23 protein-coding genes are annotated in these 26,537 nt (G+C 39.3%); 8 read left to right on the forward strand and 15 right to left on the reverse strand.

Annotated features, from left to right (window positions below; all coding sequences use genetic code 11):
- The first annotated feature begins 139 nt into the window (after window positions 1-139).
- Together MTO68_RS18620 and MTO68_RS18625 are read left to right on the forward strand one after the other, a co-directional pair.
- A complete protein-coding gene (locus MTO68_RS18620) occupies window positions 140-871 on the forward strand; it encodes a sulfite exporter TauE/SafE family protein (protein ID WP_004817531.1) in 732 nt (243 codons plus the stop codon).
- Between the two features lie 144 nt (window positions 872-1,015).
- A complete protein-coding gene (locus MTO68_RS18625; protein WP_034614080.1) occupies window positions 1,016-1,354 on the forward strand; it encodes a hypothetical protein in 339 nt (112 codons plus the stop codon).
- A 302-nt stretch (window positions 1,355-1,656) separates the two neighbouring features.
- Here the strand turns inward: MTO68_RS18625 and MTO68_RS18630 are convergent, their stop codons facing one another.
- The 5 genes from MTO68_RS18630 to MTO68_RS18650 form a co-directional block, all read right to left on the reverse strand.
- Window positions 1,657-3,048 (reverse strand): cytosine permease, encoded by a 1,392-nt coding sequence (locus MTO68_RS18630; RefSeq protein ID WP_244013892.1) that lies wholly within the window; start codon window positions 3,046-3,048, stop codon window positions 1,657-1,659.
- Between the two features lie 126 nt (window positions 3,049-3,174).
- Window positions 3,175-4,182: a GTP-binding protein gene (locus MTO68_RS18635; RefSeq protein ID WP_244013894.1), complete on the reverse strand. Its 1,008-nt coding sequence runs from the start codon at window positions 4,180-4,182 to the stop codon at window positions 3,175-3,177.
- Window positions 4,183-4,227: 45 nt separating this feature from the next.
- A complete protein-coding gene (locus tag MTO68_RS18640) occupies window positions 4,228-5,802 on the reverse strand; it encodes an amidohydrolase (RefSeq protein WP_244013895.1) in 1,575 nt (524 codons plus the stop codon).
- Window positions 5,803-6,156: 354 nt separating this feature from the next.
- Window positions 6,157-6,750: a 1-acyl-sn-glycerol-3-phosphate acyltransferase gene (locus MTO68_RS18645; protein WP_004817539.1), complete on the reverse strand. Its 594-nt coding sequence runs from the start codon at window positions 6,748-6,750 to the stop codon at window positions 6,157-6,159.
- 176 nt (window positions 6,751-6,926) lie between these two features.
- Entirely contained in the window at window positions 6,927-7,280 is a 354-nt protein-coding gene (locus MTO68_RS18650; protein WP_244013897.1) for a hypothetical protein, read from the reverse strand.
- A gap of 175 nt (window positions 7,281-7,455) precedes the next feature.
- On the opposite strand from MTO68_RS18650, the gene MTO68_RS18655 reads away from it, so the two are divergent.
- Window positions 7,456-7,947 (forward strand): copper resistance protein NlpE, encoded by a 492-nt coding sequence (locus MTO68_RS18655; protein WP_004817543.1) that lies wholly within the window; start codon window positions 7,456-7,458, stop codon window positions 7,945-7,947.
- Between the two features lie 71 nt (window positions 7,948-8,018).
- On the opposite strand, the gene rhtC is transcribed toward MTO68_RS18655, so the two are convergent.
- Complete coding sequence (gene rhtC / locus MTO68_RS18660) at window positions 8,019-8,639, reverse strand: threonine export protein RhtC (RefSeq protein ID WP_034614094.1); 621 nt, start codon at window positions 8,637-8,639, stop codon at window positions 8,019-8,021.
- 219 nt (window positions 8,640-8,858) lie between these two features.
- Between rhtC and MTO68_RS18665 the strand changes: the two genes are divergently transcribed.
- Complete coding sequence (locus tag MTO68_RS18665; protein ID WP_244013898.1) at window positions 8,859-9,392, forward strand: hypothetical protein; 534 nt, start codon at window positions 8,859-8,861, stop codon at window positions 9,390-9,392.
- A gap of 46 nt (window positions 9,393-9,438) precedes the next feature.
- Here the strand turns inward: MTO68_RS18665 and MTO68_RS18670 are convergent, their stop codons facing one another.
- Complete coding sequence (locus MTO68_RS18670; RefSeq protein WP_244013900.1) at window positions 9,439-12,561, reverse strand: DNA translocase FtsK; 3,123 nt, start codon at window positions 12,559-12,561, stop codon at window positions 9,439-9,441.
- Between the two features lie 312 nt (window positions 12,562-12,873).
- Here MTO68_RS18670 and trxB point away from each other — a divergent pair, with 312 nt between their 5' ends.
- The 4 genes from trxB (at window position 12,874) to MTO68_RS18690 (ending at window position 17,127) form a co-directional block, all read left to right on the forward strand.
- Entirely contained in the window at window positions 12,874-13,827 is a 954-nt protein-coding gene (gene trxB / locus MTO68_RS18675) for a thioredoxin-disulfide reductase (protein WP_244013902.1), read from the forward strand.
- Between the two features lie 110 nt (window positions 13,828-13,937).
- Window positions 13,938-15,488 (forward strand): class I SAM-dependent methyltransferase, encoded by a 1,551-nt coding sequence (locus tag MTO68_RS18680; RefSeq protein ID WP_234623079.1) that lies wholly within the window; start codon window positions 13,938-13,940, stop codon window positions 15,486-15,488.
- A gap of 68 nt (window positions 15,489-15,556) precedes the next feature.
- Window positions 15,557-16,288 carry a leucyl/phenylalanyl-tRNA--protein transferase gene (gene aat / locus MTO68_RS18685; protein WP_239045015.1) on the forward strand — a complete coding sequence of 244 codons (732 nt, stop codon included), beginning with the start codon at window positions 15,557-15,559 and terminating at the stop codon, window positions 16,286-16,288.
- Between the two features lie 23 nt (window positions 16,289-16,311).
- The gene (locus MTO68_RS18690) at window positions 16,312-17,127 is read left to right on the forward strand and encodes an arginyltransferase (RefSeq protein ID WP_244013904.1); all 816 of its coding nucleotides are present in this window, start codon (window positions 16,312-16,314) and stop codon (window positions 17,125-17,127) included.
- A gap of 38 nt (window positions 17,128-17,165) precedes the next feature.
- On the opposite strand, the gene rimI is transcribed toward MTO68_RS18690, so the two are convergent.
- The 8 genes from rimI to MTO68_RS18730 form a co-directional block, all read right to left on the reverse strand.
- Complete coding sequence (gene rimI, locus MTO68_RS18695) at window positions 17,166-17,624, reverse strand: ribosomal protein S18-alanine N-acetyltransferase (RefSeq protein WP_004723651.1); 459 nt, start codon at window positions 17,622-17,624, stop codon at window positions 17,166-17,168.
- 110 nt (window positions 17,625-17,734) lie between these two features.
- Window positions 17,735-18,616 carry a metal-dependent hydrolase gene (locus tag MTO68_RS18700; RefSeq protein ID WP_224964184.1) on the reverse strand — a complete coding sequence of 294 codons (882 nt, stop codon included), beginning with the start codon at window positions 18,614-18,616 and terminating at the stop codon, window positions 17,735-17,737.
- Window positions 18,617-18,821: 205 nt separating this feature from the next.
- Window positions 18,822-20,038 (reverse strand): IS3 family transposase gene (locus tag MTO68_RS18705; RefSeq protein ID WP_244013906.1). Its coding sequence is split into 2 segments (ribosomal slippage): window positions 18,822-19,693 and window positions 19,693-20,038, totalling 1,218 coding nucleotides; the frame shifts between segments, so codons are not numbered across the junction.
- Between the two features lie 102 nt (window positions 20,039-20,140).
- Window positions 20,141-21,331: an elongation factor Tu gene (gene tuf / locus MTO68_RS18710; RefSeq protein ID WP_004723653.1), complete on the reverse strand. Its 1,191-nt coding sequence runs from the start codon at window positions 21,329-21,331 to the stop codon at window positions 20,141-20,143.
- A gap of 93 nt (window positions 21,332-21,424) precedes the next feature.
- A complete protein-coding gene (gene fusA, locus MTO68_RS18715) occupies window positions 21,425-23,563 on the reverse strand; it encodes an elongation factor G (RefSeq protein ID WP_004723654.1) in 2,139 nt (712 codons plus the stop codon).
- Between the two features lie 187 nt (window positions 23,564-23,750).
- Window positions 23,751-24,221, reverse strand: coding sequence for a 30S ribosomal protein S7 (rpsG, locus tag MTO68_RS18720; RefSeq protein WP_004655203.1), 471 nt, complete (start codon window positions 24,219-24,221; stop codon window positions 23,751-23,753).
- A 179-nt stretch (window positions 24,222-24,400) separates the two neighbouring features.
- On the reverse strand, window positions 24,401-24,775 hold the full coding sequence (gene rpsL / locus MTO68_RS18725) for a 30S ribosomal protein S12 (protein WP_004648013.1): 375 nt from the start codon (window positions 24,773-24,775) through the stop codon (window positions 24,401-24,403).
- Window positions 24,776-24,922: 147 nt separating this feature from the next.
- Window positions 24,923-26,404, reverse strand: coding sequence for an EcsC family protein (locus tag MTO68_RS18730; RefSeq protein WP_244013908.1), 1,482 nt, complete (start codon window positions 26,402-26,404; stop codon window positions 24,923-24,925).
- Between the last annotated feature and the right edge of the window lie 133 nt (window positions 26,405-26,537).

Here is a 26,537-nt window from a genome sequence, read left to right on the forward strand (position 1 = left end):
TAGATGTTAACGATACAGATATGCTTATCTCAATAAGTCATGATGGAAACTCACGATTTCTTTTAAAATCAGCTGATTCAACCAATATTGCTTATCTCAATGCTATGCTCAAATCCTATCCAGTTCTGTTTAGTTTAAAATGACTTGGTTTATTTTTATTCTCGGTGCCATGATTGCAGGCTTTGTCCAAGGTTTAACTGGTTTTGCCTTTGCCTTGATTGCGATGTCTTTTTGGATTTGGGTATTACCGCCACAACTGGCAGCGCCATTAGTGGTGTTTGCTTCTCTATGGAGCCATATCATTGCATTGGGAAAAGAACAAAAACATCAACTCCCGTTTTCTCTAGTGCTTCCTTATATCATTGCAGGATTAATCGGTGTACCTCTCGGTACCTATCTTTTACACCTCATTGATGGAAATACCTTTAAGACCATCCTTGGATTATTTTTAGTGATTTGGTGTCCGACCATGTTCTTTGCCCCTGTGTTTCCTCGTATTCAAGCATTGGGAAAACTTGCAGATGGAAGCATTGGTTTTATTGGCGGTATTTTAGGTGGTCTTGGTGGTTTTTGTGGCGCAGCACCATCAGCTTGGGTGATGCTTAAAAATCTGCCTAAACAACAACAGCGTTATATTTTAAGACATTTTAATTTTGCGATTCAGTTGTTTACGATTATTATTTATCTCTGCCAAGGAACCATCCACAAGGTCCATCTCCCCTATTTTGCACTGATCATTCTTACAGTGAGTATTCCTGCGCTGATTGGTGCGCAAATGTTTTATAAAATATCAGAAAAACAATTTAAACAATTGGTGCTGAGTTTATTATTTGCCTCAGGTTGTTTCTTATTGCTGACATCGTTGCTTTAGCAAAATAGAGAGAAAATTGAATAAATTTCGCTGGCTATTTATTCAGCATTTGGTTGCTAAAATGAAAACAATATCCGAGCGGCTCTATTTTTAATAACCGATTCATCCTACAATTCCGCCACTCATTTTTCTTAAATATCTGTGATGAAAAACTCATTTTTGTTAAGTGCCAGTATTCTCTTAACAGGATGTGTACTTGGCACATCTAGTGAAATTAAAACTGCGGAAAAACTGCTCAGCCAATTTCAATGTAATAATATTGAAACAGCAGAATTGGCCCACAGTTCAATTAATACTTATCATGAACGCTCACTTGCGGTGAGTAAAGAAAAAGCCACTGAGTACGTCGATCGCTATAAATCTGGAGATGAATTATTTAAAATTCCTCTCGATGAAGTGGTTCAACAACAATACGATATTTATAAAACAGCCTGTGAATCCCTTGGCGGTGTGCAACGCTCAACAACAAGCAACGCTAAATAAGCCGATTATTTTTGAATACTGCAAAACGTTTATGATCTTAAAAATACCGTGTTTTAAATGATTGTGTTTTAAAATCATAAACGTAAATCATGATGAGCAGCGTTCATTTTTAAAATTGCCTAGGCCCTCATCCTGTGCTACTGAATTTTTAAATACGCCCCCTAGTGAAATATAGCGATCTCATATCCAGATTTTATCTGATGATCAAACAGCCTTAGAAGCAGTAAAAATAGTGGCTGTAGCAAACCGAATATAGGCAAAGTGATATGATTTCTGCCCCATCACAATTGCCATGCCATAGTTTAGTTTTTAGTCTTGTATGAATGGTCTTTGATACCAAAAATTTTGATCCCCATCAAATAAAAAATAGAGGTTAAAATTAGACCGATAACCCATGAAACATCTGCACCATCAAGCGCCTTGGCAATAGGACCTGTATACAAGTCTGTCGCAATAAAAGGCACTTGAACAATGACACCAAAAATATACGCAGAAACGGCCATGAGGTTAAATTTTCCATAGATTCCTCCATCTTGATGAAAAAACGAATCAACATCATATTCCCCATGACGAACCCAGTAATAATCAACCAAATTCACAGCCGTCCAAGGGATAAGTACGTAGATGAGCAAGAAAATAAAATTAATAAATATGGGCAGAAAGTTGCTGGATGCTTTGATTCCAATCCACAGCGCAATAGCAATCAACAAAAATGAAATCACAATTCGCCCCTTAGCCAATGGCATAAATGATGGAATAAATGTCTGGATAAAAGAAATTAAAGTCAGTACACCACAATATAAATTCATTGAATTGATCGCTGATATGGAAATGACCAAAATCAAAATAAACACACTCCCCATCTTAGGCACATAAGCAACCATCCCAGCGATAACATCTCCACTCGGTGTCACCAATCCTATTGTTACCCCCAAACACATCGGAATGATGGTACCCAATCCACATCCCCAATATGTCGCCCAAAACGCTGCCTTTGCCCCTGTTTCTTTTGGTAAATGACGAGTAGCATCAGAGACATAGGGTGCATATGCGATCTGCCACAGTGCAGCAATCGAAAGCGTAGCGAGAAAACCTGTAGCTGAAAAAGAATTACGCGCGAAAAAGTCTGCAGGTAAACCTTGAATAAAAAACACCCACACATATGCTGCCAAAAAAGCCAAACCAGAGATCACAAAAGTTATTTTTGTAAATAGATGAATTAATCGATAACCAACGATTGTGCCGATCACTGCAACGACACAAGTAAATAATATGCCAGATGACTGACTGAATGAGGGAATAAGCAAATTCATGGCTTGTCCAGCCAGCGTCGCATTTGAAGCTAGGAAGCCGACATACATGATGACCACGATTCCAAGGATTGGAAGCGCACCATATGCACCAAACTGCCCTTTGGTTTGAATCATTTGAGGGACACCGAGATGCGGTCCTTGAGCGGCATGGAGTGCGGCAAAGATGCCACCAATAAGCGTCCCTAGAATAATACTTAAAATAGCAGAGACAAAAGATTGATGAAAAATGGTGACTGAAACTGATCCTGTCACAAACGTCAGTAGCATCAAATTTCCACCAAACCAAAGTGTGAATAGATCCCGAGCCTTACCGTATCGCGCATTTAATGGGATTTGCTGAATGGTATGTTGTTCAATCGAGTGAACATATTTGTCTTCCATGAGTGTCTCCTAATAGAGAAATCGTTAAAAAATTACGATCAACCAAATTTTTTTTTAAGATGCAAATCCCCCTACGCCTAAATTGCGCAATTGAAAATGCTGAGGATTATGGGTGCAGGCGTTCTGCTATGTGGTCATTGGCTCAAGCACAATGGCATCAAATAATGCTTGGATCTGTTGATGAATTTCCCCTTCAAAAATGACCACTATTCTTGATCTGAGGTCATCATCAGGCCACGCATTTAGATAAGATTCGGGAAATAGATAATGTTGAACACCGTGTAATATCACAGGTCGTAACGACTCTTTTACCTGAATCAATCCTTTGATTCGGAGCAAGTTCACGCCATAAAGTCGTGCCAGCTTCTGAAGAAAATAGGTCACACGCGCCCAAGACAAAGCTTGGTTGGCATATAAACACAAGGTAAAAATATTATGATGCGGTGCGTTATTGAAAGCGTTTTGAGGATTTGTTTGATGCATAAACCATTGCGAATCAGGTAAATTACGTGTAACTGGATACTTTTCACGATCAAAAATAACCAAAGCAACAGCCGCCACATCCGCACCATCAATAATTTCAGCACTCGCATTCAGAGTACGGATGCGCTTGGTAAATGTTGTAAAGGCATGCGACAAATCTGTTTTAGTTAAAATGATTTTATCTGCAACAGCGATTTGACGTAGCCTCTCCGTCCGCTGATGCGGGACATTTAAGGACAATAACGTATCAACCGTAGCAATCACAGTTTGCACACTAAATAGAGTCGCAACACTTTCATCTGCTAGCAAAAGTTTAAGCAAGGGAATTGGGTCGGCCATACCTGTTGTTTCGACAATAACACGGTCAAAAACAGGAATTTCTCCTGCCTCAGCACGACAGTAAAGAAGTTTAAGTGTTTCTGAAAGTTCTGTTTTCATGCTACAACAGACACAACCACTTTTTAGCAAGACAATGTCATCGTCAAGTCGGCCTATCAATAAATGATCTAAGCCAACCTCACCTATTTCATTAATAATCACTGCCGTGTGCGCCATGCGATCATCGGCCAACAGACGATGCAGCAATGTTGTTTTACCACTCCCCAGAAAACCTGTCAGTAAGGTCACAGGAATACGTTTTATTCCGCTCATATATGTCTTCCCTTACGCACATAAACGATAATTTAACCCAGTAGATTAATTAGCACGCTGAAACACATGCTGACCTTGTAATACTGTGGTGATGACTTGAGTCTCAGCAATTTCTTCAGGGCTTGATTCAAAAATATTGCGATCCAAAACAATAAATGTTGCTTCCTTACCCACTTCTAAACTCCCAGTACGATGACTATGCCCAACAGCAATTGCGCCATTCAAGGTCATGATCCTGACTGCCACGTCCAAAGGCACACTTTCATCTCCGTGCTGTAAAATACCTGCCAGTGCGGGAAAAAGATTTGGCGTAGGTGGCAAAAGCCAATCTGTACCAATCGTCATGGTTGCACCAGCATCATACAAAGTTCGGAAATCATAGGCTTTGCCAAGCGCTTGCTGATATTCTGGGATATGCCAAATCGCGGGGGACATTTCAGCAATAATGTCTAATTCTGCAAAACGGCTACGATCTTTTGCAGAAACATAATGAGCATGTGCAATATCATGAAATTGCCCTGTTTGACGTTCAACATTGTTGGCATTTTCATAATTGTCTAAACCAATACGCACAGAACCATAACCGGTACAATGTGATTTAACGATCAAACCTTCTTCGGTCCATTCACGAATTTTTTTAGTGAGTTCATTGGAATCGAGAAGTAAATTATAAGTAATAGGTTCATCTGAAATCGGATCTAAGGGCACATGGCTAAAGGTGGGTGCCATAGATGTACCATCTAGCATCACTTTGATTCCATTCACCATGACACGTTTTGACGCATATTGCGCTCGTTCTGCGATTACCCTTTCATCTTCTTCACGATCACTCAATGACATAATTTCTGCTTTCCAAGGAATATGACAAATCAAATCCAATGTAAGCTCATCGTCATCATCCAAAGATTTAGCTGCTGTCAGAAATGACCTTGTTGCTGAAGCCTCCTGTGCTGAAGTAATACCATATTGATTACATATACTTGCCGCCATTTTAAGCGCGAACTTATTTTCCTCATCTGTCTCTGTGGGTGCGACCATATATAATTTCACCCATCCACCTTCACGCAAAATTCCAGTGGGTTCACCTGTTATAGGATCTTTTTCAATTTTTGCGCGGGTCGTACTCGGTGTATCACGCGTGATACCTGCAAGATGTAGTGCTTGGCTGTTCGCCATAACGTTATGAAATGAAAAATCATGAATCACAATCGGCACGTTTGGAATGACTTGATCTAACCATTCTCGTGTCAGTAGCTCAGCAGTAAAAATCAATGGGTTATAGAGCCCGGCAAAAATCCATGTTCGTTTGGAGGCATATTTTTCCCAATACGCTTTGAGTTGCTGTGCCAATTCTTGCAAGGTTTGCGGATCATTTAATTGGCAAGAATATTCCAATCGAAGAAGTGCCGCTTTTAAAAGATGCGTGTGTGCATCATGGATGCCAGGCATCACCAATTTCCCTTTTAAATCATATTTCTCAGCATCCGCTGCCAAACTCAGAATTTCATTCTGATCGCCAATCGCTAAAATTTTACCGTCTTTTACCCACATGGCTTCTGCCCAAGGTTGCAGTTGATTCACGGTATGAAATTTTGCATTGTAATAGACGCTATTATTCATCTTGTTATCCCTGTCTATGCCCAATAAATGTTGAATTTAACTTTTAGAATTATTTACACCATGGCTTTAAGTTGTTTTCAACTTAAAGCCAATTTCAACAATTTATTTATATACGACATTTTAAAAAATTAAGTAATTCTTAAATAACGATGTAGATCTTTTGAATTATTAAAGTAGTATTTTAATTGAGCTAAAAAATAGGTTATTTATAAAATAATATGTCAATGTGCAGATGCTGTATCAGCTGAACAACAGCAAATATTTAACCTCAATAAAATATGGGAATGTGCCAAATCACCCTTCCCATATCAAAATTAAATTCATTGTATTTGAGTTTTCAAAGATGCTATCGAATCAAAACTCAGCTTCTGGAATAAATCGGGTATCTATACTAAATAAATCTGGATGCTTCGGATTGATCTGAGCATAAAACTCCATGATTTCAGCCATGTCCTGTTCATAATTTCCAGTTGGATAAACAATTTTACCAATCCCAGTTTTCTTGTTTTTATAATCCATATACGCCAGTGCTATAGGTACGCCAGCACTGGTAGCAACATGATAAAAGCCTGTTTTCCACTGTTCTTGCTTTGCACGCGTTCCCTCTGGCGTCACCAGCATCACCAATTTAGGATGTGTCTTAAACAGCTCACTCATCAGTTGAACCATACTTGGACGTTCCTCGCCATCCTGCTTGGGACGGCGATCAATCCCGATTCCACCCATAGCACGCACAAAAGGTCCAAAAGGCAATTTCATATAGCTATCTTTAATGGTAATACGCACATGAACACCCAAAGCTTTCAGTGCTAAACGTGCATAGAGTGCATCCCAATTACTGGTATGCGGCGCTGCAATCATGACACATTGGTCGATGTTTAAATCCCAATGGTTATCAATTTGCCATCCCATCCAGCCCAAACTTTGTTCAGCTAATTTTTCAAACACCCAGCACACCAAAACATAAAGAATTCGCGCTGGATTGTAACAACCAATAGATCAGATAAAAATCTAATTTGTATAGAAAAACAACAATTAATATATAAATGTATAAAATTAATTCATTGCAAAACTTGTCAGTAAATATTCAGTTTTGATTGAATTCTGCAATGAATTTGCATATATCAATTTTTCGTTTGGTTAAAATAGTTAATCCAATGTAATTCACGACAATGATTATCAAAATGAATTTTTTGTGGCTGAATATTCGCATTTGACTGCTGGATGACCTGATATTCAATCCAGCTTTCTAGACAAGACTCCACTTCAAACAACTGATTGTCTTGTTCTATGGTTTGTTTCAATTGTGTGCCATCTGAAAATGTATAAATTTTGGTGGTCTGAGTGATCTCTATATCTTGCTCATAATTTTTTTCGCATTGCAAAGTGACATTTTCAATTTTGATTTGATCATTGCTTTTTTGATTGTCGTTTTTTTCATTGTAAATACGAGCAACATATTCAGCCAAATGAGACATAGATTCGAATACTTAAAATAGCACACTAAGAGAACACCTATAATAGCCTAACTTTTTAACATCGAACTACATTACTCAGCAATTTCTTACATAATTCACATTTCATATCAGGGAGATAATTTATATTCTGGATAAAATCATTCACATATAATTATTTATTCATTTGGGTTATGTTATGAAAAAAACGCTCTTCGTTATGTCTATTTTAGCGCTGTCATTAAGCGCTTGTTCTAAACCGACTCATAATGCATCAGAGGATATCAAAGCGACAGCACAAACACAGGCTGCTGCATCGCATGAAGCAGCAAGCCCAACGATTGATTCAGAACATAATGCTCAAAATAGCTTGGATTGGGCTGGTGAATACAAAGGTTTGCTTCCGTGTGCTGATTGCTCAGGAATCAAAACCAAACTCATCCTAAAATCAGATCACACTTATGAACTGACTGAAGAATATGAAGGGGTTAAAGGTGAAGGCAAAGAATTTAAAACTCAAGGTCATTTTAGTTTTGATGAATCTGGATCGATTATCGGTCTAGATAAAAATGCAGATAACCGCAAATACTTTGTTGGCGAAAATATCTTAGAAGCACGTAGTTTTGCAACGGGTGAAAAGATTGAGGGTCCAAATGCTGAACTTTATCAATTAACCAAAGACGTGGAATAATTTAAAAATTATTTCCGAATAAGAGCACAAAAACCTGCTTCAAGCAGGTTTTTAAATTTGGGAGCATGCTTTTAGCGATGACCAATCAAATATGCACCAAAGAGCGTGAAGATTCCACCTGAGATACCATCAATCCATCTTGAGGCATTTTGGTAAGCGGCTTTAAAGCTAGGTAATGAAAATACAAAGGCAACAAAGCTAAACCAGATCAGCGTTTCCACGGAAACAATTATAAATAATAATGAATGCACACCATCTAAATGTGGATTGGCTAAAAACACTGAAAATACACTACCGAAATAAATCACCGCTTTCGGGTTTGATAAATTGGTTAAGAAACCTTTGAGAAAAAAACGTAGATTGTTTTGTGGTAACTCAAAATGATGCTGTGATACATTTTCTTTCTTACTCAAAGCTGATCTAAGCATTTGGTAGCCTAACCAGCACAGATAAATCCCACCAACAACCAACATCACCTGCTTTAACCATGCCATTTTTTCAAAAATGATATTCAACCCCGCCAAAGCTAAAAAAGCCCAAAACATCACCCCTGCGGTAATCCCCAAAACCACAAAAATAGATTGCTTTCTTGAACGGCTAATTGCGGTTTGCGAGACCAGAAAGAAATCAGGGCCTGGCGTAATCAGGGCACAAAAATGAATAAAGATTAACGTACATAATGCGATCAACATGGACTAGATTCCGTTCAGCGAGACAGATTTATATTAGTGTGAAAATTCATGTTTTTCCATCGATATCTGTACTTCAATAAAATCCTTTAGGCTGAACGTCAATGAATCTACATCACAAATAAAAATTAACGATCTTTTAAAAAGACGGATTTTAATTATTGGAGAAAATATTATTTTATCTTTATAATCAAAAACTAAAACCTAACTAAAAAATAAATCATGCTTAATTTAGAAAAAAATTCAACCACGCTCATTGAGCAAGCACCACATCATTCCATGGAAGTGCAAAAGATCATCAGCATCAATAAATTTATGCTCTTATGTTTTTTGACGATGGGTTTATATCTGATTTGGTGGATGTTTAAAGCATGGCGCTTCTTTATGCAAAAAGACAAATTAGACATCATGCCGGCTTTTCGGACAGTCCTTTATATTATTTTCCTTTACCCCTTGTTAAAAAAAATAAATAACTATGCCAAGCAACAAGGATATACAGAAAATTTCTCATCAGGCTGGATGTTTATAGGATTTATTGTTTTTTCAGTACTGATTAAACTGCCTGAACCTTATGATCTGATTACTGTATTGAATTTCATTTTTCTAATACCTGCATTTAAGGCTCTCAATTTTGCCAAACAACAATCCAATCAATTTGTGGTCATTGAACAAAAGAAATTTAGTAAAGCTCAAATGGTACTTATCGTGTTATTTTCTATTTTTTGGTGCTTGTATTTACTCGGACTATTTCTATAGCCTAAACAGTTTGCAATGAGCCTAAGCTCATTGCAAACTGTTTAAATTAGACCAAAATATCTCGCTTACCATTCGGTCCTTGTTCACTGACAATACCCTGCTCCTGCATTTGATCAACAATACGGGCAGCACGGTTATAACCTAAGCTAAACTTACGTTGCAGTGAAGATACAGACACTTTACGTGTTTCTAAGACAAATGAAACACATTGGTCATAGAGTGCATCACGGTTCGGATCTCCATCACCATCTTCAAAACCACGCGTGGTCGGTTCTTCATCGAACGGTGTGAGAATTTCATCGACATAATTCGGTTCACCGCGTTCACGCCATGCGTCACAAATACGGTTGACTTCATCATCGGAAATAAACGCACCATGTACACGTTCAGGATCAATTTTACCCGGACCGAGGAATAACATATCACCATGGCCCAAGAGATCTTCTGCACCACCACCATCTAGGATGGTACGGGAGTCAATTTTACTGTTTACACGCAAAGCCACACGGGTTGGAATATTGGCTTTAATCAAACCAGTAATTACATCTACTGATGGACGTTGCGTTGCTAACAGCAAATGAATTCCTGCTGCACGAGACTTTTGTGCCAGACGGGTAATCATTTCTTCTGCTTTTTTACCTACTTGCATGATCATATCGGCAAATTCATCGGCAACAATCACAATCGAAGGCAATGGTTGCAAACGTGGCGCTCGGTCTTGAGTCGCAGAATCACTTGGTTTCCAAGTCGGATCAATAAGATCCTCACCATTTGCAATGGCTTCTTCCACTTTACGGTTATAGTCGGCTAATTTACGGATCTTTAAAAAAGACATCAGCTTATAACGACGTTCCATTTCATTGACACACCAATTCAATGCACTGACAGCATCTTTCATGTCAGTCACAACAGGTGTCAATAAATGAGGAATATCATTGTAGTTCGCTAATTCCAATTGTTTTGGATCGATCAGAATCAAACGCAATTGATCAGGTGTATATTTCAACAACATCGACAGGATCATTGAGTTTACAGCAACTGATTTACCTGAACCTGTTGTCCCCGCAACCAACATATGCGGCGCTTTACCTAAGTCAGTGATCACAGGATTACCTGAAATATCCTTACCCATTGCCATTGAAAGCAAACCATTTGGATCTTTAAAAACAGGGGTTTCCAGTAATTCTATCAGACGTACCATTTCACGACTGCTATTCGGTACTTCAATCCCGATATAAGGCTTTCCGGGAATCACTTCAACCACACGTACAGATGCCATTGACATAGAACGTGCCAAATCTCGGGAAATATTGGTCACTTTCGAGGCTTTTACACCGGGTGCCAAATCTAACTCAAAACGTGTAACCACTGGCCCAGGTTGGGCTTCGATGACTTTAGCTTTGACATTAAACTCTTGAAGTTTAATTTCTAACAGTTCAGATAAACGTGACAATTGTTCTGCGGTAAAGTTGACTTTTTTATTTGGATCGACTTTATCTAACAGTTCATAGCCTGGCAATGTTGGTAAGTCTCGACGCTTATTTGCAACTTGCATTGCACGTGACATCGGACGACCAAATGCATCTGTTAATGGTGCATCTAAGTCGAAATCATCTTCAAGTTCTGCAAACTCACTTTGCAATTCGTCTTGAGGTTTACCCGCAGTTTCTTGCCAAGCATCTCTAAATGCATCTTTATCTGCAGCAATTAAAGACTTTTCTTCTTCACTGACCAAGGTTGAAGCATTTAAATTGGTTTGAATATTGGCACGGGTAAATGGCGTAGATTGCGCATAATTACTGGTTGTACGAACATCTACAGATTGCTGATTTTGTTGGTACGCAGTTGGGCTTTCAGTAAGCTCCTCATCTGCAAGTGATGCCAGCTCATCTAATTCATTGGCTAAATTTTGTATTGCCACGCCTGAAGTTGCCGCTACTGCGACACCACTCGCAAAGCTTAGCCCACCCTGAACAGCAGTATCTACATAACCAGCTTCAGCTTGAGTCTGTGCTGTAGCGGTATTAAATGGGCTATGGATATCTGTGGCAGTTTGTCCATTTGGTACAACTGACAACAGTTCATCAAACACTTGGTCATCATCCCAATCAAGCGAAGATTTTTTATTGATCTGCACATGATCTACATCATGTTGATGCGCGCGTGGCAAATGATCTGCATATTTATCTTCAGTTTGATCTTCTGACGCTTTGATCAAGGCATCAATATCACGATTATGGTCTTGATCTTGATGTAAGGCCTTCCATACTTCACCAGATGAAACAGTACGTTGACTGTCTTGTTCTAGACGATGTGCTTTTTCTAAAGTCCGCTCTAATTCCAAATCATCAATATCGTCTTGATCAAATTGAACATGATGTTGAGTTTTATTTTCTTGCTCAATCATGTCATCAAATAAGCGTTCTGCAGTTTGATTGTGTTTGCTATTTTTAACAATCAAATGCTCTTTTGCTGGTGCCTGATCATCAGCTTCGACAAATTCAGCTTGAGCTGTTATTGGTTCAGCTTTATGCGTATGCGCATGGTTTTTATTTTTCTGCGGTGAGGTCAAATCAAAAGCAGATTCACTTTCAGGAACATTTTTATAAAACAAATCTTGTAAATAAGCAGGCGTGGCTTTTAGTGTTGCCCACGTTCTATTCCATTGAATACCAAATGCTAAGGTAAATAGAATAACGAGCAAGAGCAAAATAAATACAACTGCCCCATAAATACTCATCAGTTGAGATAGGCTTTCACCAAGTTCATAACCAATGATTCCACCAGAAGCATTGGCTAATGTGTCTGCTGGTACATTCCAAAGCAAGTACAATAGGCTTGAGGTCGCAAGCAAAATAAAAAATTGAGCAGCATAACGAAACGGGCGACTCACAAAACTTCGTGGCCACCACACTTGCACTGCTTCTATAAAAATAAATACAGGAATGAGTAAACTTGCCCAACCTAAAAAACCAAACAACAAATCAGCAATCCAAGCACCCGCTACACCACTGGCATTTGAAACCTGTTGTGTATCACTCGAAATATGCATCCAGCCTGGATCAAATGGAGTATATGTGACTGTTGCAAGGAACAGATATATCCCAAATGAAATCAAGAATATTGTTGTTAAAAAGCGCTGTGCATAAACATTTGACACCGCAGTCATATACTATCCTGTAACCAATTGTTCAAATTACTCTTTTCTGAAGCTTGATCAGCTTTCTTGAGAGAAGAAATTTTTATATTATGCACCTGTTCTTAAAAAAAAGATGCACTATTATTTACTTGTGTTGTAAAGCATTGTTAGAAATTTAAGCTTTTATTTCTATAAAAATGCCAAACAATATTATTTGATTATTCTATATAGCTCAATTCGATTTAGATGATCAATATTATCGACATTGAAGCCACACAACTTTGATAAAGTTTCACGTATAATTCAAACAATTTCTATATTTTTCATAAAAAAGGATGACTCATGAGCGCTCGTCACTCTCGGTTAATTATTTTAGGTTCTGGTCCTGCTGGTTATAGTGCTGCTGTTTATGCAGCGCGTGCAAATTTAAAACCAACCTTAATTGCAGGTATGCAACTCGGCGGTCAATTAACCACCACGACTGATGTTGAGAACTGGCCTGGTGATGCTGAAGGTTTAACTGGTCCTGCATTAATGGATCGTATGCAAGCGCATGCTGAACGTTTTGGTACTGAGATTTTATACGATCATATCAATGAAGTTGATCTTCAGGTACGCCCTTTCGTGCTTAAAGGCGATATGGACGAGTACACCTGTGATGCGTTAATTATTGCAACAGGTGCAACAGCACAATATTTAGGGCTTGAGTCTGAACAGGCTTATATGGGTCAAGGTGTAAGTGCTTGCGCAACTTGTGATGGTTTCTTCTATAAAAACCAAAAAGTCATGGTTGTGGGTGGTGGTAACACTGCCGTTGAAGAAGCACTATATCTTTCCAATATCGCTTCACACGTTACCCTTGTGCACCGTCGTGACAAATTACGTTCGGAAAAAATCCTTCAAGACCATCTCAATGAAAAAGTTAAAGAAGGTAAAATTTCGATCATCTGGAACCATCAAGTTGATGAAGTTTTAGGTGACAGCAATTCTGGTGTGACCTCTGTACGTATTAAGTCTACCCAAGATGATTCAACTCAAGAGGTTGACGTATCAGGTATGTTTGTAGCGATTGGTCACAAACCAAATACCGCAATGTTTGAAAATCAACTTGAACTGCGTAATGGCTATATTCAAGTACGCAGCGGTACTGCGGGCAATGCCACAGCGACATCTGTAGCGGGTGTATTTGCTGCGGGTGATGTTGCTGATGATGTTTATCGCCAAGCAATCACATCTGCAGGTTCAGGCTGTATGGCTGCACTTGACGCTGACCGCTATTTAGATGGCTTAGAATAATTGATTTATTTTGTGTAAAAACAAACCGCCTACATGGCGGTTTGTCTATTTTTGATTTATAAATAAACAAGAACAATGAGTTTAAATGAATACAAATTATAGGAAAAAACATGACAACAGCGTGGACCGATGGCTACCAGACCGAAGTAAATTACACCTATGGTTACTATAGAGACTTAAGCCCGAATTACCAAAAGTTTTGCTTATTACTCAATGGGGTTGATTGCCCACCTACCAATGAACGTCACAAACATTGTGAACTCGGCTTTGGTCAAGGTGTCAGTCTAAATATTCATGCTGCATCCAGTTTTGGTTTATTTTTTGGTACAGACTTTAACCCTGCTCATGCTGCCCATGCCAATGTCTTGGCTGAACAAAATCAAGTCCCGCATCACTTCTATGATGCAAGTTTTGAAGAGTTACTCAACAAAGACTTACCGATGTTTGACTCGATTAGTTTACATGGGATCTGGAGTTGGATTAGCCACGAAAACCAACATATTATTTTGCAATTTATCCGAAAGTTTTTAAGTCCCAATGGGATTGTCTATATCAGCTATAACTGCTTGACCGGTTGGGCTGCCAATATGCCAGTCCGCGAGTTATTTCACAGTCATTTTAAATTTAATAGCACCAGTACCAACCCGCTACAAAAAGTAAATGATTCACTTAACTTTAGTGAAGAGCTGTTAGCGCAAAATCCCCTCTTTGCCCAAAGAAATCCAAATGCACTCAATAAAGTACAAGATTTAAAAAAACAAAATCCAAACTACTTGATCCACGAATACTTAAATCAAGATTGGCAGTGTTTTTCTTTTCAACAAGTGGTACGAATCTTAGAAGAAATTAAACTGACCTATGCGGGTTCAACAGATTTGAATTCGCATCTAGATAACATTAATTTTAGTGAGCAACATCAGCAATTTTTAAACACCATTGAACATCCAGTTTTTAAAGAGCAATGCCGTGATTATTTTGCCAACACACAATTTAGAAAAGACTTATATATCCGCGGGAAGAACACCTTAACTGCATTAGAAATTCAGCATCGCTTGAGAAATACAGCCTTTGTCTTATTAACGGCACCAGAAAAATTACCAAAAACAATTTCAGGATACTTAGGTGAGTTCGATTTAATCCAAGAGATTTATCAACCCCTCGGTGCTTATTTTAAACAATCTGACTATAAGCCACAGACGATTGCAGAGCTTGAACAGGCCATCCCTAATATTACCTATTCTAAGCTGCTCAATGCCTTGGTGATTTTATGTCACTTAGGTTTGGCACAACCTTGTCAGGCAGCTTCAAATCCAGATATGGTTGAACATGCTCAAAAATTAAATCGTTATTTCCTTGAGCAAGCCAGCTATCATACCAATTATCAAGTTTTGGCCTGCCCACTCACAGGGATTGGTATTCCCGCCGATCAGTTTACCCAACTCTTCTATCGCGCTCACTTTATCGATGGGCTAGACTCTGCCGCACAATTTGCACAATATGTTTGGGACGTGCTGACTCAATTAGGCTGGCTGGTATTGGACCAACAAGGCAACACTGTTTCAGATCCAAAAACCAGCCTTGAAGTTATTCAAGAGAAAGCCCAATTCTTTCTAGATAGTGACAAACTCAAAATTGCAAAACATTTGAAACTTTTTGCATAAGGTCTGTTTAGACATTTAATCACATGATCAGCTAAGATAAAGCTGATCTTTTTTATTGATGAATTCTCGTGAATCAACTCCCCCTTTCACAATTTATTTTTCCAGATCCAATAGAAGCTGATCCAGATGAACAAGGCTTGATTTGTATAGGCGCAGACTTAGCGCCTTCTACATTATTTGAAGCTTATACGCATGGTTTATTTCCATGGTTTTCCGAAGGTGAACCAATTTGTTGGTGGTGTCCAGAGCCCCGTTGCATCATTCGCCCTCAGGATTATCATCCAAGTAAATCACTACTGCGAAATATGAAAAAGTTTGATTATAAAATTACCATCAATCATGCTTTTGAACAGGTCATCCGTTCTTGTTCGCTCCCACGTAGCTATGCGGATGAAACGTGGATTTCTGAGGAGATTATTCACGGTTATTGCCAACTATTTGAAGCTGGTTATGCCTATAGTGTTGAAGTCTGGGATCAAGATAAAATTGTAGGTGGGCTGTATGGTGTGGCGATTGGCCATGGTTGTTTTGGTGAGTCGATGTTTAGCACTCAAACCGATGTTTCCAAAATGGCTTTTTACACACTGATGTTATTGGGCCGAGAAAATAATTTACCGTGGATTGACTGTCAGTTGGTCAATGATCACTTACTCAGCCTCGGTGCTTGTACACTTTCTCGCCATGAATACCTTAAATCGTTACAAGATGTAATAAAACAACCCTCTATAGATTGGAAAAGTTATCAAGAGCGTGTATTTTCAAGTAAAACAATAGCGATTTTATCGCGCTTAATGGAATGAAAATAAAAGGAGGGACATGATTTATGAATTCTTATCATCCTAAGTCCCTATTAAACGACTTACAGTACTATATTACACCACCGCATGATTGCAGTTATCTAGAAAATAAATCTGCCCGTATGGTGTTTCTCGACCCTGTACATCGTATTGATGTTGTCACACTTTCCGAATTATCGCGTGTAGGTTTTAGACGCAGTGGTGATTTTGTTTATCGCCCTGAATGCCATCCTTGCCGCCAATGCTTATCTTGTCGGGTGCCAGTGACTGAATTTAAAATGAGCAGTGCTCAGAAAAAAGCCTGGAAACGCAATCAAGATTTAACCGTTAAAATTATTTCGACCCAAGAGGCCACACAAACGCATTATCATCTGTACGAGCGTTATATTATTGAAAGACACGCCGATGGTGATATGTTCCCACCCAGTTATGACCAATTTGAAAAATTCCTGATTCACAGTTGTACCAACAGCTTTTTCCTTGAACTGTGGAAAGATGATCGTTTAATTAGTGTCTCTACCTGTGATCAATTGGATGATGGCGTTTCTGCGGTCTATACCTTCTTTGATCCAAATGAAAGTAAGCGTTCACTGGGGGTTTTTGCGATTCTCAAACAAATTGAATATGTAAAATCGTTGAATCTAGATTTTGTTTACCTCGGGTATTGGGTTCCACATGCCGAGAAAATGAATTACAAATCTCAATATGCACCATTTGAATTATTATTAGATGGACAATGGCGACGGATCAATCGTCACTTGGAAGCCAAAGAAATTCAAGAGTTGGGCGATATGTTGATGACTACCCTGCCCTCAGAATGGAATGAGCCGATTATTAAATAATCGGCTTTCGCTATTCGCATTCTCGATATTGCTTAGACTTATTTAAATAACTTTGAAAAATCATCACTACAGGCTTTGACCATAATAATTGCATGTTCACGACCACCCTGTTGATTTGGATAATAATTTTTTCTTAAATCAATTTGATGAAAGTTGGCTTTCTCATACAGCGCAATCGCGGCTTTATTTGACTCACGCACTTCAAGAAAGATTTGTACTGGATTATTTTTTAATAATGCAATCGATTCATCTAACAGTTGATAGCCTAATCCTTTACCCTGCTGGCTCGGATGAATCGCCATAAGTAATAAATTGGCTTCATCTAAAACAGGTTGCAGAATACAAAAGCCCACCACTTGATGGTCTTGCTCAATCACCGTACTTAGATAACTTGTTATAGACTCTTCAAATTGACTTTTTTTCCAAGGATGACTTTGTACCAAGTCTTCAATTTGAGAAACAGCGTGCAGATCTGAAGATTGCATTAAACGAATCATCTGCGTTCATCAACTCAATATAAAAAATGAATTATAAGAAATTAAACCAATAAGTCTAATAAAAAAGAGCAACAATTGTTGCTCCTTAACCAAAATGCTGACTTTAATCGTTACAGCCCCAGTTTCGCTTTCCATGTCTCAAGCAAACTCACTGTGTCGAGATCATTTGGATGAAAACCTGGCTTAAAGTATGCCAACATTTCTTTGGTCATTCCTGTGATAATGCCTTTAGATGGGCTATAAGCATATTTATAAATAATACCGAGCTCTTTTAGATTGAGCTTGCCATCTTCTTTTAATAAACGCACCACAAAAGAGGATTGCGCCATAAAGATGAGCACCATTGCAAAAACTAAAGCCGTGGTACGTAAGCCATAAGCTTTGATACCTTTACCAAACACTGCTTCATAAACATCATAAGCCACTGCTTTATGTTCATTTTCTTCTACAGCATGCCAATACCACATATACGACATGGTTGGATCAGTCATTAACTTTTGAATATGTCCATTGACCAGCAGTTGCGAAGCAATTGTTGCAGTAAAATGCTCTAATGCAGTGGTCGCGGTTAAATCCACCATTTCTTGAGTCATACCAAAAGGCTTGACTACACGTGCAAACCATTTACGTGCGCCTTGAATTAACATACCTGTTTCACGCTCGTATTTCTCAACATCATGACCAAACTTTTTTGCTGAAGCATTAAAGTTTTCATGCTCTTTGGTGTGCATAGCTTCTTGACCGATGAAAGCACTAATCTCTTTTTGTAATGCTTCATTGTCCTTGATCGCAGGGTGATAACGTACCGCACGCACAGAATCGATAAAAAGTTTTTCACCATCTGGGAACAATGCTGACAATGCAGTCATGAAATGTGTAATACCCGCTGAACCACTTGCCCAATATTCAGGTACATCGTCAAAATTAAAATCCATACGACGTACAGGGAAAGACGCACCAGCACGGTTTGAAATATTCACTTTTGCATTCATTGCGATTCCTCCTATTAAGTGAGTTTCACTTAAATTCTTTATGTTTGTTTTTCTCTTTCTTTATATTACGTTTTTATGAAAGTTTAATAATTGCAGATTAGGTCACACAAATATCAGTTAAGGACAGCTTTTGATAGGTATTGTCTAACAATTTATAGGTGGTTTATTTTATCCTGTCTAGTCCTGAAATAGGTTGACACTTATTTCATACAAACGCTCGATGCATTTCATCGGGCGTTTTGTATTTTAGCGACATATGCGGTCTACGGACATTATAAATTTCTATAGACTCTGCAACCATTCGCCTAGCTTCTTCAAGATTCTTTGGTTTATGAAGTAAATATTCATTCTTCAATATACCGTTGACCCTTTCAGCTAAAGCATTCTGATAACAATCATATCCATCGGTCATAGAACATCGAATATTATGTTTCTGATGTAATTCCTGATATTTCTTTGAACAATATTGTATGCCTCGATCTGAATGATGAATTAGTGAATATTGTGGTGCTTTACGTTCCTTTAATGCCTTGATATATGCTTGGCTAACAGCTTCCGCACCTAAATTGTCATCCACATGATAACCCACTATTTTTCTAGACCAAGCATCAGTGATTAGGCTCAGATAAGCTTCTCCTGTTTCTATAGGAAGATAGGTTATATCTGCAACCCAAAGTTGCTCTGGTTTCTGTGGTATCACTTGCCCAATTCCAAACTTAACCAAGTTAGGATGCTTGTGAAAACGATGGTGGCTATTTGTTGTCTTATGATATGCGCGTTTAGGTTGTACTAATAAACGATGATCTCTGAGTAAATCAAACAATCGATCTCTACCAATAGTGATACCTATTATCGTATTCAGTAAATAATGGAGTTTCCTTGTTCCAATACGAGGCTGAAACATTCTTTCTTGTCGAACTTGCTTTAATACATTTTGTTCATATCTATATCTTAGGTTCGATTGCTGGCATTGTTTGTAATAAGCTTGTCGAGTGATATCAAGATAATGGCAACATTCAGTGATACTAAAACCTATCGCTTGTTTTTCTTTAATGGCTTGCCTTGTGGCTTTTTTGTAGTGCTTACTCCGTAATCTCGTTCGAGTATATTTATAATGGATTCAAATAACTCTGCTTTTCTTTTTGTTTCATATAACTGTTGTTCAAGCTCTTTGATTCTTTGTTCGGGTATGAGTGGTAAAGGATCAGACATTTGTTTTTCTCCATGACGTAATGGGGTGCCTTGACTCCAATCTAATCTACCATGCTTTCTTAACCAAGCTAAAACAGTTGAACGCCCTTGAATACCACATCTACTCTGAGCTTGTTTATAAGTCATTTCACCTTTTTCAACTTGATCTACGACTGATAATTTAAAAGCTAAGCTGTAATCTCTTTGTGTTCTTTTAACTATTGTTTTCATTACACTCTCCAAATTTAAGTTTAGAAAGTGTCAACCTTATCTAGGACGGGACATCCATAAAAAAAGCGCCCCAAAGGAGCGCTCTTTTTACACAATCAGCGATTATGCAGTTACTTTAGCAACTACACCAGCACCAACTGTACGACCACCTTCACGGATCGCAAAACGTAGACCTGGGTCCATTGCGATTGGGTGAATTAGTTCTACTGACATTTCAACGTTGTCACCTGGCATAACCATTTCAACGCCGTCTTGTAATTGGATTGCACCAGTTACGTCAGTTGTACGGAAGTAGAACTGTGGACGGTAACCGTTAAGGAACGGAGTATGACGACCACCTTCTTCTTTAGAAAGTACATATACTTCTGCGTCGAATTTAGTGTGCGGCTTGATTGTACCTGGTTTAGCAAGTACTTGACCACGTTGTACGTCTTCACGCTTAGTACCACGTAAAAGAACACCACAGTTCTCGCCCGCACGACCTTCGTCAAGAAGTTTACGGAACATTTCTACGCCAGTTACAGTTGTTTTAACTGTATCTTTGATACCAACGATTTCAACTTCTTCGCCGACTTTAACGATACCAGATTCTACACGACCTGTTACCACTGTACCACGACCAGAAATAGAGAATACATCTTCGATTGGCATCAAGAATGCTTTATCGATAGCACGTTCTGGTTCTGGGATATAAGAGTCAAGCGCTTCAACAAGTGAAAGTACAGCTGATTCGCCATATTGACCAGCATCACCATTAAGTGCAGCAAGTGCTGAACCACGGATGATAGGAGTGTCATCACCTGGGAAGTCATAAGTAGAAAGAAGTTCACGAACTTCCATTTCTACTAATTCAAGTAATTCTTCATCATCAACAAGGTCACACTTGTTAAGGAATACAAGAATATAAGGTACACCTACTTGGCGAGAAAGAAGGATGTGTTCACGAGTTTGTGGCATTGGACCATCAGTCGCAGCACATACAAGGATCGCACCGTCCATCTGAGCAGCACCAGTGATCATGTTTTTAACATAATCGGCGTGACCTGGGCAGTCTACGTGAGCGTAGTGACGAATTGGAGAATCGTATTCTACGTGTGAAGTATTAATTGTAATACCACGTGCTTTTTCTTCTGGTGCAGAATCGATTGCTGCGTAGTCTTTAGCTTCACCGCCGTAAGTTTTTGCACAAATTGTTGCAATTGCAGCAGTTAAAGTTGTTTTACCATGGTCGACGTGACCAATTGTACCCACGTTTACGTGTGGCTTATTACGTTCAAACTTAGCCTTAGCCATGAGAGCTTCCTTTTTAAACTACTCATGCAGGGTCACTGCATGAGCACTTGGTTTTTAACTATGAATTAGTTTGGGCTTATAGTAATCGAAAGATTACTCGTCGTCACCTTTTTTACCGCCAGACTGGAATTTAGAAATGATGCCTTCAGCCACGTTACGTGGAGTTTCAGCATATTTAGCAAATTCCATAGAATATGTCGCACGACCTTGAGACATAGAACGCATTTGAGTCGCGTAACCAAACATCTCAGCAAGTGGAACTTCAGCACGAATTGCTTTAGTACCGCCAGGTAAGTCGTCCATACCCTGAACCATACCACGACGACGGTTTAAGTCACCCATGATATCGCCCATGTAGTCTTCTGGAGTTTCTACTTCAACTTTCATGATTGGTTCAAGCAAGATAGGATCTGCTTTCATGAAACCATCACGGAATGCGTAAGAACCTGCCATTTTGAACGATAATTCGTCAGAATCGACATCATGGTAAGAACCATCAAATAATGTCGCTTTGATACCCACAACAGGGTAACCAGCCAATACACCATTCTTCATACGTTCTTGAATACCTTTGTCAACCGCACCGAAGAATTCTTTAGGTACTACACCACCTACAACTTCTTCAGCGAATTGGTATTCTTTACCAGCTTCTTCAACATCCATAGGCTCTAAACGAACATATACATGACCGAATTTACCTTTACCACCTGTTTGACGTACGAATTTACCTTCTTGCTCAACACTCTTTTTGATTGTTTCGCGGTAAGCAACCATTGGTTTACCAATGTTCGCTTCAACGTTAAATTCACGCTTCATACGGTCAACAAGGATGTCAAGGTGAAGCTCACCCATACCCGCAATAATCGTTTGACCAGATTCTTCGTCTGTGCGTACACGGAACGATGGATCTTCTTTAGCCAAACGACCAAGAGCGATAGACATTTTTTCTTGGTCAGCCTTAGTTTTAGGCTCAACAGCAAGAGAAATTACTGGCTCTGGGAATTCCATACGCTCTAGTGTAATGATGTTTTTCTCATCACAAAGCGTATCACCAGTTGTTACGTCTTTAAGACCTACACATGCAGCGATGTCACCAGCGCGAATTTCTTCAACGTCTTGACGATCATTTGCGTGCATTTGTACGATACGGCCAATACGTTCACGTTTAGACTTAACTGGGTTATATACTGGGTCGCCTTGTTTAAGAACACCAGAATAAACACGTACGAAAGTCAAGTTACCTACGAACTTATCGTTCATGATTTTGAACGCTAATGCAGAGAACGGCGCTTCATCAGATGCTTCACGAATCGCTTTAGTTTCAGCTTTGTCGTCAAGAATACCTTCGATAGGCTTAACTTCTGTAGGCGATGGTAAGAATTCAATTACAGCATCCAACATACGTTGAACACCTTTGTTTTTGAATGCTGTACCACAAAGCATTGGTTGGATTTCGCCAGCCAAAGTTTGCGTACGAATACCTGCAACGATGTCTTCTTTAGAAAGATCACCTTCTTCTAGGTATTTGTCCATCAACTCTTCAGATGCTTCTGCAGCAGCTTCAACCATATTGGTGCGCCATTCTTCAGCAGATGCTTGAAGATCAGCAGGAATATCACCATATTCGAACTGCATACCTTGAGAAGCTTCATCCCAAATGATTGCTTTCATTTCGATCAGGTCAACAACACCTTGGAAATTTTCTTCAGCACCAATTGGAATCACTACAGGTACAGGATGAGCACCTAAACGAGTACGCATTTGTTCAACAACACGGAAGAAGTTTGCACCAGTACGGTCCATCTTGTTCACGAATGCTAAACGAGGCACTTTATATTTATTTGCTTGACGCCATACAGTTTCTGACTGAGGTTGAACACCACCTACAGCACAGTAAACCATGCACGCACCGTCAAGAACACGCATAGAACGTTCAACTTCGATTGTGAAGTCTACGTGTCCCGGTGTATCAATTACGTTGATACGGTGTTCAGGGAACTGCTTGCCCATACCAGACCAGAAACAAGTCGTAGCAGCTGAAGTGATTGTAATACCACGTTCTTGCTCTTGTTCCATCCAGTCCATTGTTGCTGCACCGTCATGTACTTCACCAATTTTGTGAGATACACCTGTGTAGAACAAAATACGTTCAGTAGTTGTAGTTTTACCGGCATCAATGTGCGCAGAAATACCAATGTTACGATAACGAGAAATTGGGGTTTGACGAGCCATGATTTCTTGCATTCCTAAATTTTGTTGTTTAAAACAGGACGCATCAATGAAGCATTGATGCGTACGGATACTCGATACGTAATGGGCAACTTAAATACCCGCAAATCCCCCACTTTGGTAGAGGGCGATGTTAAATCGTGCTGCAGTACGCATGAGTATTCTCCTGATTAGGGACTGTTTTAGCCGCTTAGAAGCGGTAGTGAGAGAAGGCTTTGTTAGCTTCAGCCATACGGTGCACATCTTCACGTTTTTTGATCGCTGCGCCTTTACCTTCAGCTGCATCAAGCAACTCACCAGCAAGACGTAACGCCATAGTTTTTTCAGAACGCTTAGCAGCAGCATCTACCAACCAACGCATAGCTAGGGCAGTACGACGGGATGGGCGTACTTCCATAGGTACCTGATAAGTAGCACCACCAACACGGCGTGCTTTTACTTCGACCATAGGACGAACTTTTTCAAGAGTAGTCTCGAAAAATTCAACTGGGTCTACTTTATTTTTTTCTTGAACGCGGTCTAAAGCACCGTAAACGATACTTTCAGCAATAGACTTTTTACCATCTTGCATTACGTGGTTCATGAATTTAGCGATTGTTTGGCTACTGAACTTAGGATCCGGAAGGATTTCACGAGCAGCGACTACGCGACGTCTTGGCATTTTAATCTACCTATAAATATGACACTTCAGGTTTATCCAGCATCAGCACAAAGTGTCGTGTGCTATTCGCTGGCCTTACTACACGTCGCTTGAATTTCACAAAATTAATGCAGAAATCAGACAAGCGAGACGATAAAGGATTGCGGCTCTATATTCTTAAGAAGCTAATCTTTAAAAGATTATTTCTTAGGACGTTTAGTACCGTATTTTGAACGAGACTGGTTACGATCTTTAACACCAGCACAGTCCAAAGAACCACGAACGGTATGGTAACGTACACCTGGTAAGTCTTTAACACGACCACCACGGATAAGAACAACACTGTGCTCTTGTAGGTTATGGCCTTCACCACCGATATAGCTAGAAACTTCGAAACCTGAAGTTAAGCGAACACGGCAAACTTTACGCATTGCTGAGTTAGGTTTTTTAGGTGTAGTTGTATAAACACGTGTACAAACACCACGACGTTGTGGACAAGCCTTCAACGCAGGAACTTTTGATTTTTCAATCAAAGTTGTGCGACCCTTACGGATCAACTGATTTGTTGTTGCCATATGGCAATTCTCCCGTTAATAAAAAGCCTCAAAAAATTACCACTTTTTGAGGGCATGCAATTGTAAGCCAAGAAGTAAAAATGGTCAACATTCAACATGGTGTCAAATATTGACCATTTCAAGCTTTGGCTAAATCAATGATTCAACTTACTCAGGCTTACTTTCTGATTTTGTTTCAGTAGCTTCTTGCGTTTTTTCAGACGCTTTTACCGTATTTTCAGGAGCCGCTTTGGCTTTTGCCGGGGTGCGCTTTTTTGTTACAGTTTTTGCAGTTGTCGATGTTTTCGCCACATCAGTTACTTTCGCTGTAGTGGTATCCACTGCTGCGACTTTCTTTTGCGCGGTACGTCGAGGTTTTACGGGTATCGCTTTGTCTTGCTGCTGAGTCGCATGTTTATCTTCGATGTGCGTTTCAGCTAGTTTTTGAATCCCCTGCTCAACTTTTTGCTCAGCATTGGGTTCATCAACAGTTTCACTGGTTTTTTCCTTCACTTCAATATGGGTAATTGCTTCATTTTCAACCTGAGGCTCGACTTTCTCTGCAAGCGTTTCTACTTTGCTGTCTTCTAAAAGCAACGGATGCGCGTCTGAGATCAATTGACTAAATTTTTCATAAGCATCTAATACATCAATTTTTTCATCAGAATGCTGTAGCAGATATTGTCTTGCGCCAGAAAATACGATTTGAGCTTTATCGGTAGCATCATCGACCAGTTTCCAGCTATATGCAGCACTGATGCCCATCGTGGCTAAGGGGGTAAGTCGTGTCAACAGGCTAAAATGTGGAAGATTATTCATCCATGGCAACTTAAATGTACCATCCTCATTTGCCACCCATTTTTTTAACAGCTCTATATCATTGCTTGAACCTAACAGTTGTTGCAATTGGCTCACATTGTGGGTTTGCAACACCCCTGCAAAAGTTCGTATTGCCGCCATCAATGCGTGTTTTTCAGCAACAGTGCCTAGATCAATTTGTTTAAAAATGTATTCAACAACAGCATGATCTTTTGCATTCAACTCAAAACCATGCGCTCGCCCAGTGTGATAAACACTTCGGAGTGCCAAAGCCAGTGAACTAGGTACATCAAGAATTGCGCCTAAGCCGCCAAACGCACCTGTCACTGTACCTTGAATTGCAGCAATAATTTTATTCTGATTCGCCAGCGCAGTACTGATCCGTTGTGAACGTTCAGGATCCTTGGCCAATTCTGCCAAACTTTTTGCACCCACTTCTTTTAGAACAGCTTCTACAGAAGTCAGTTCTGAAACAAACTCATTCAGCTTATCAAAAATAAAATCAGACAATTTATCGTTTAAATCTGGTGAAATAAACGAAGCGACATTATTGATTTTTTTATAATGTTTCCCCAAAAGCTGCCCAGTTACATTGGGTAGATGTTCCCGTAGCATTTGTTGAGGATTTTCATATTGTTTACGTTCAAAAGCACTTTTTTCTTGAGCAGTGCCTTGTACAACGGATTCATCTTTAGGACTGTGGCTCAATTTACTCACCGTACCAGGAGCAACATGATTGATCACACTTAAGCCTGTTTCGCTTAACTTTTTGGCCATGCCAAAAGCGTTTGAAATAAATCCGCCTGATTGTTTTTTATTAGAATTTGCCATGTGCACCCTCGTAACTGTGGTTTTTCAAACACTAAAGCTTGTATTAAATAGTTTCTCAACGCTTACATTAATGTACTGATTTACGAATCAATACAATCACTATTTCACAAAATTTCAATACAGATCATCATAC

The sequence above is a fragment of the Acinetobacter sp. NyZ410 genome, from assembly GCF_022828975.1.
Taxonomy (GTDB): domain Bacteria; phylum Pseudomonadota; class Gammaproteobacteria; order Pseudomonadales; family Moraxellaceae; genus Acinetobacter; species Acinetobacter guillouiae.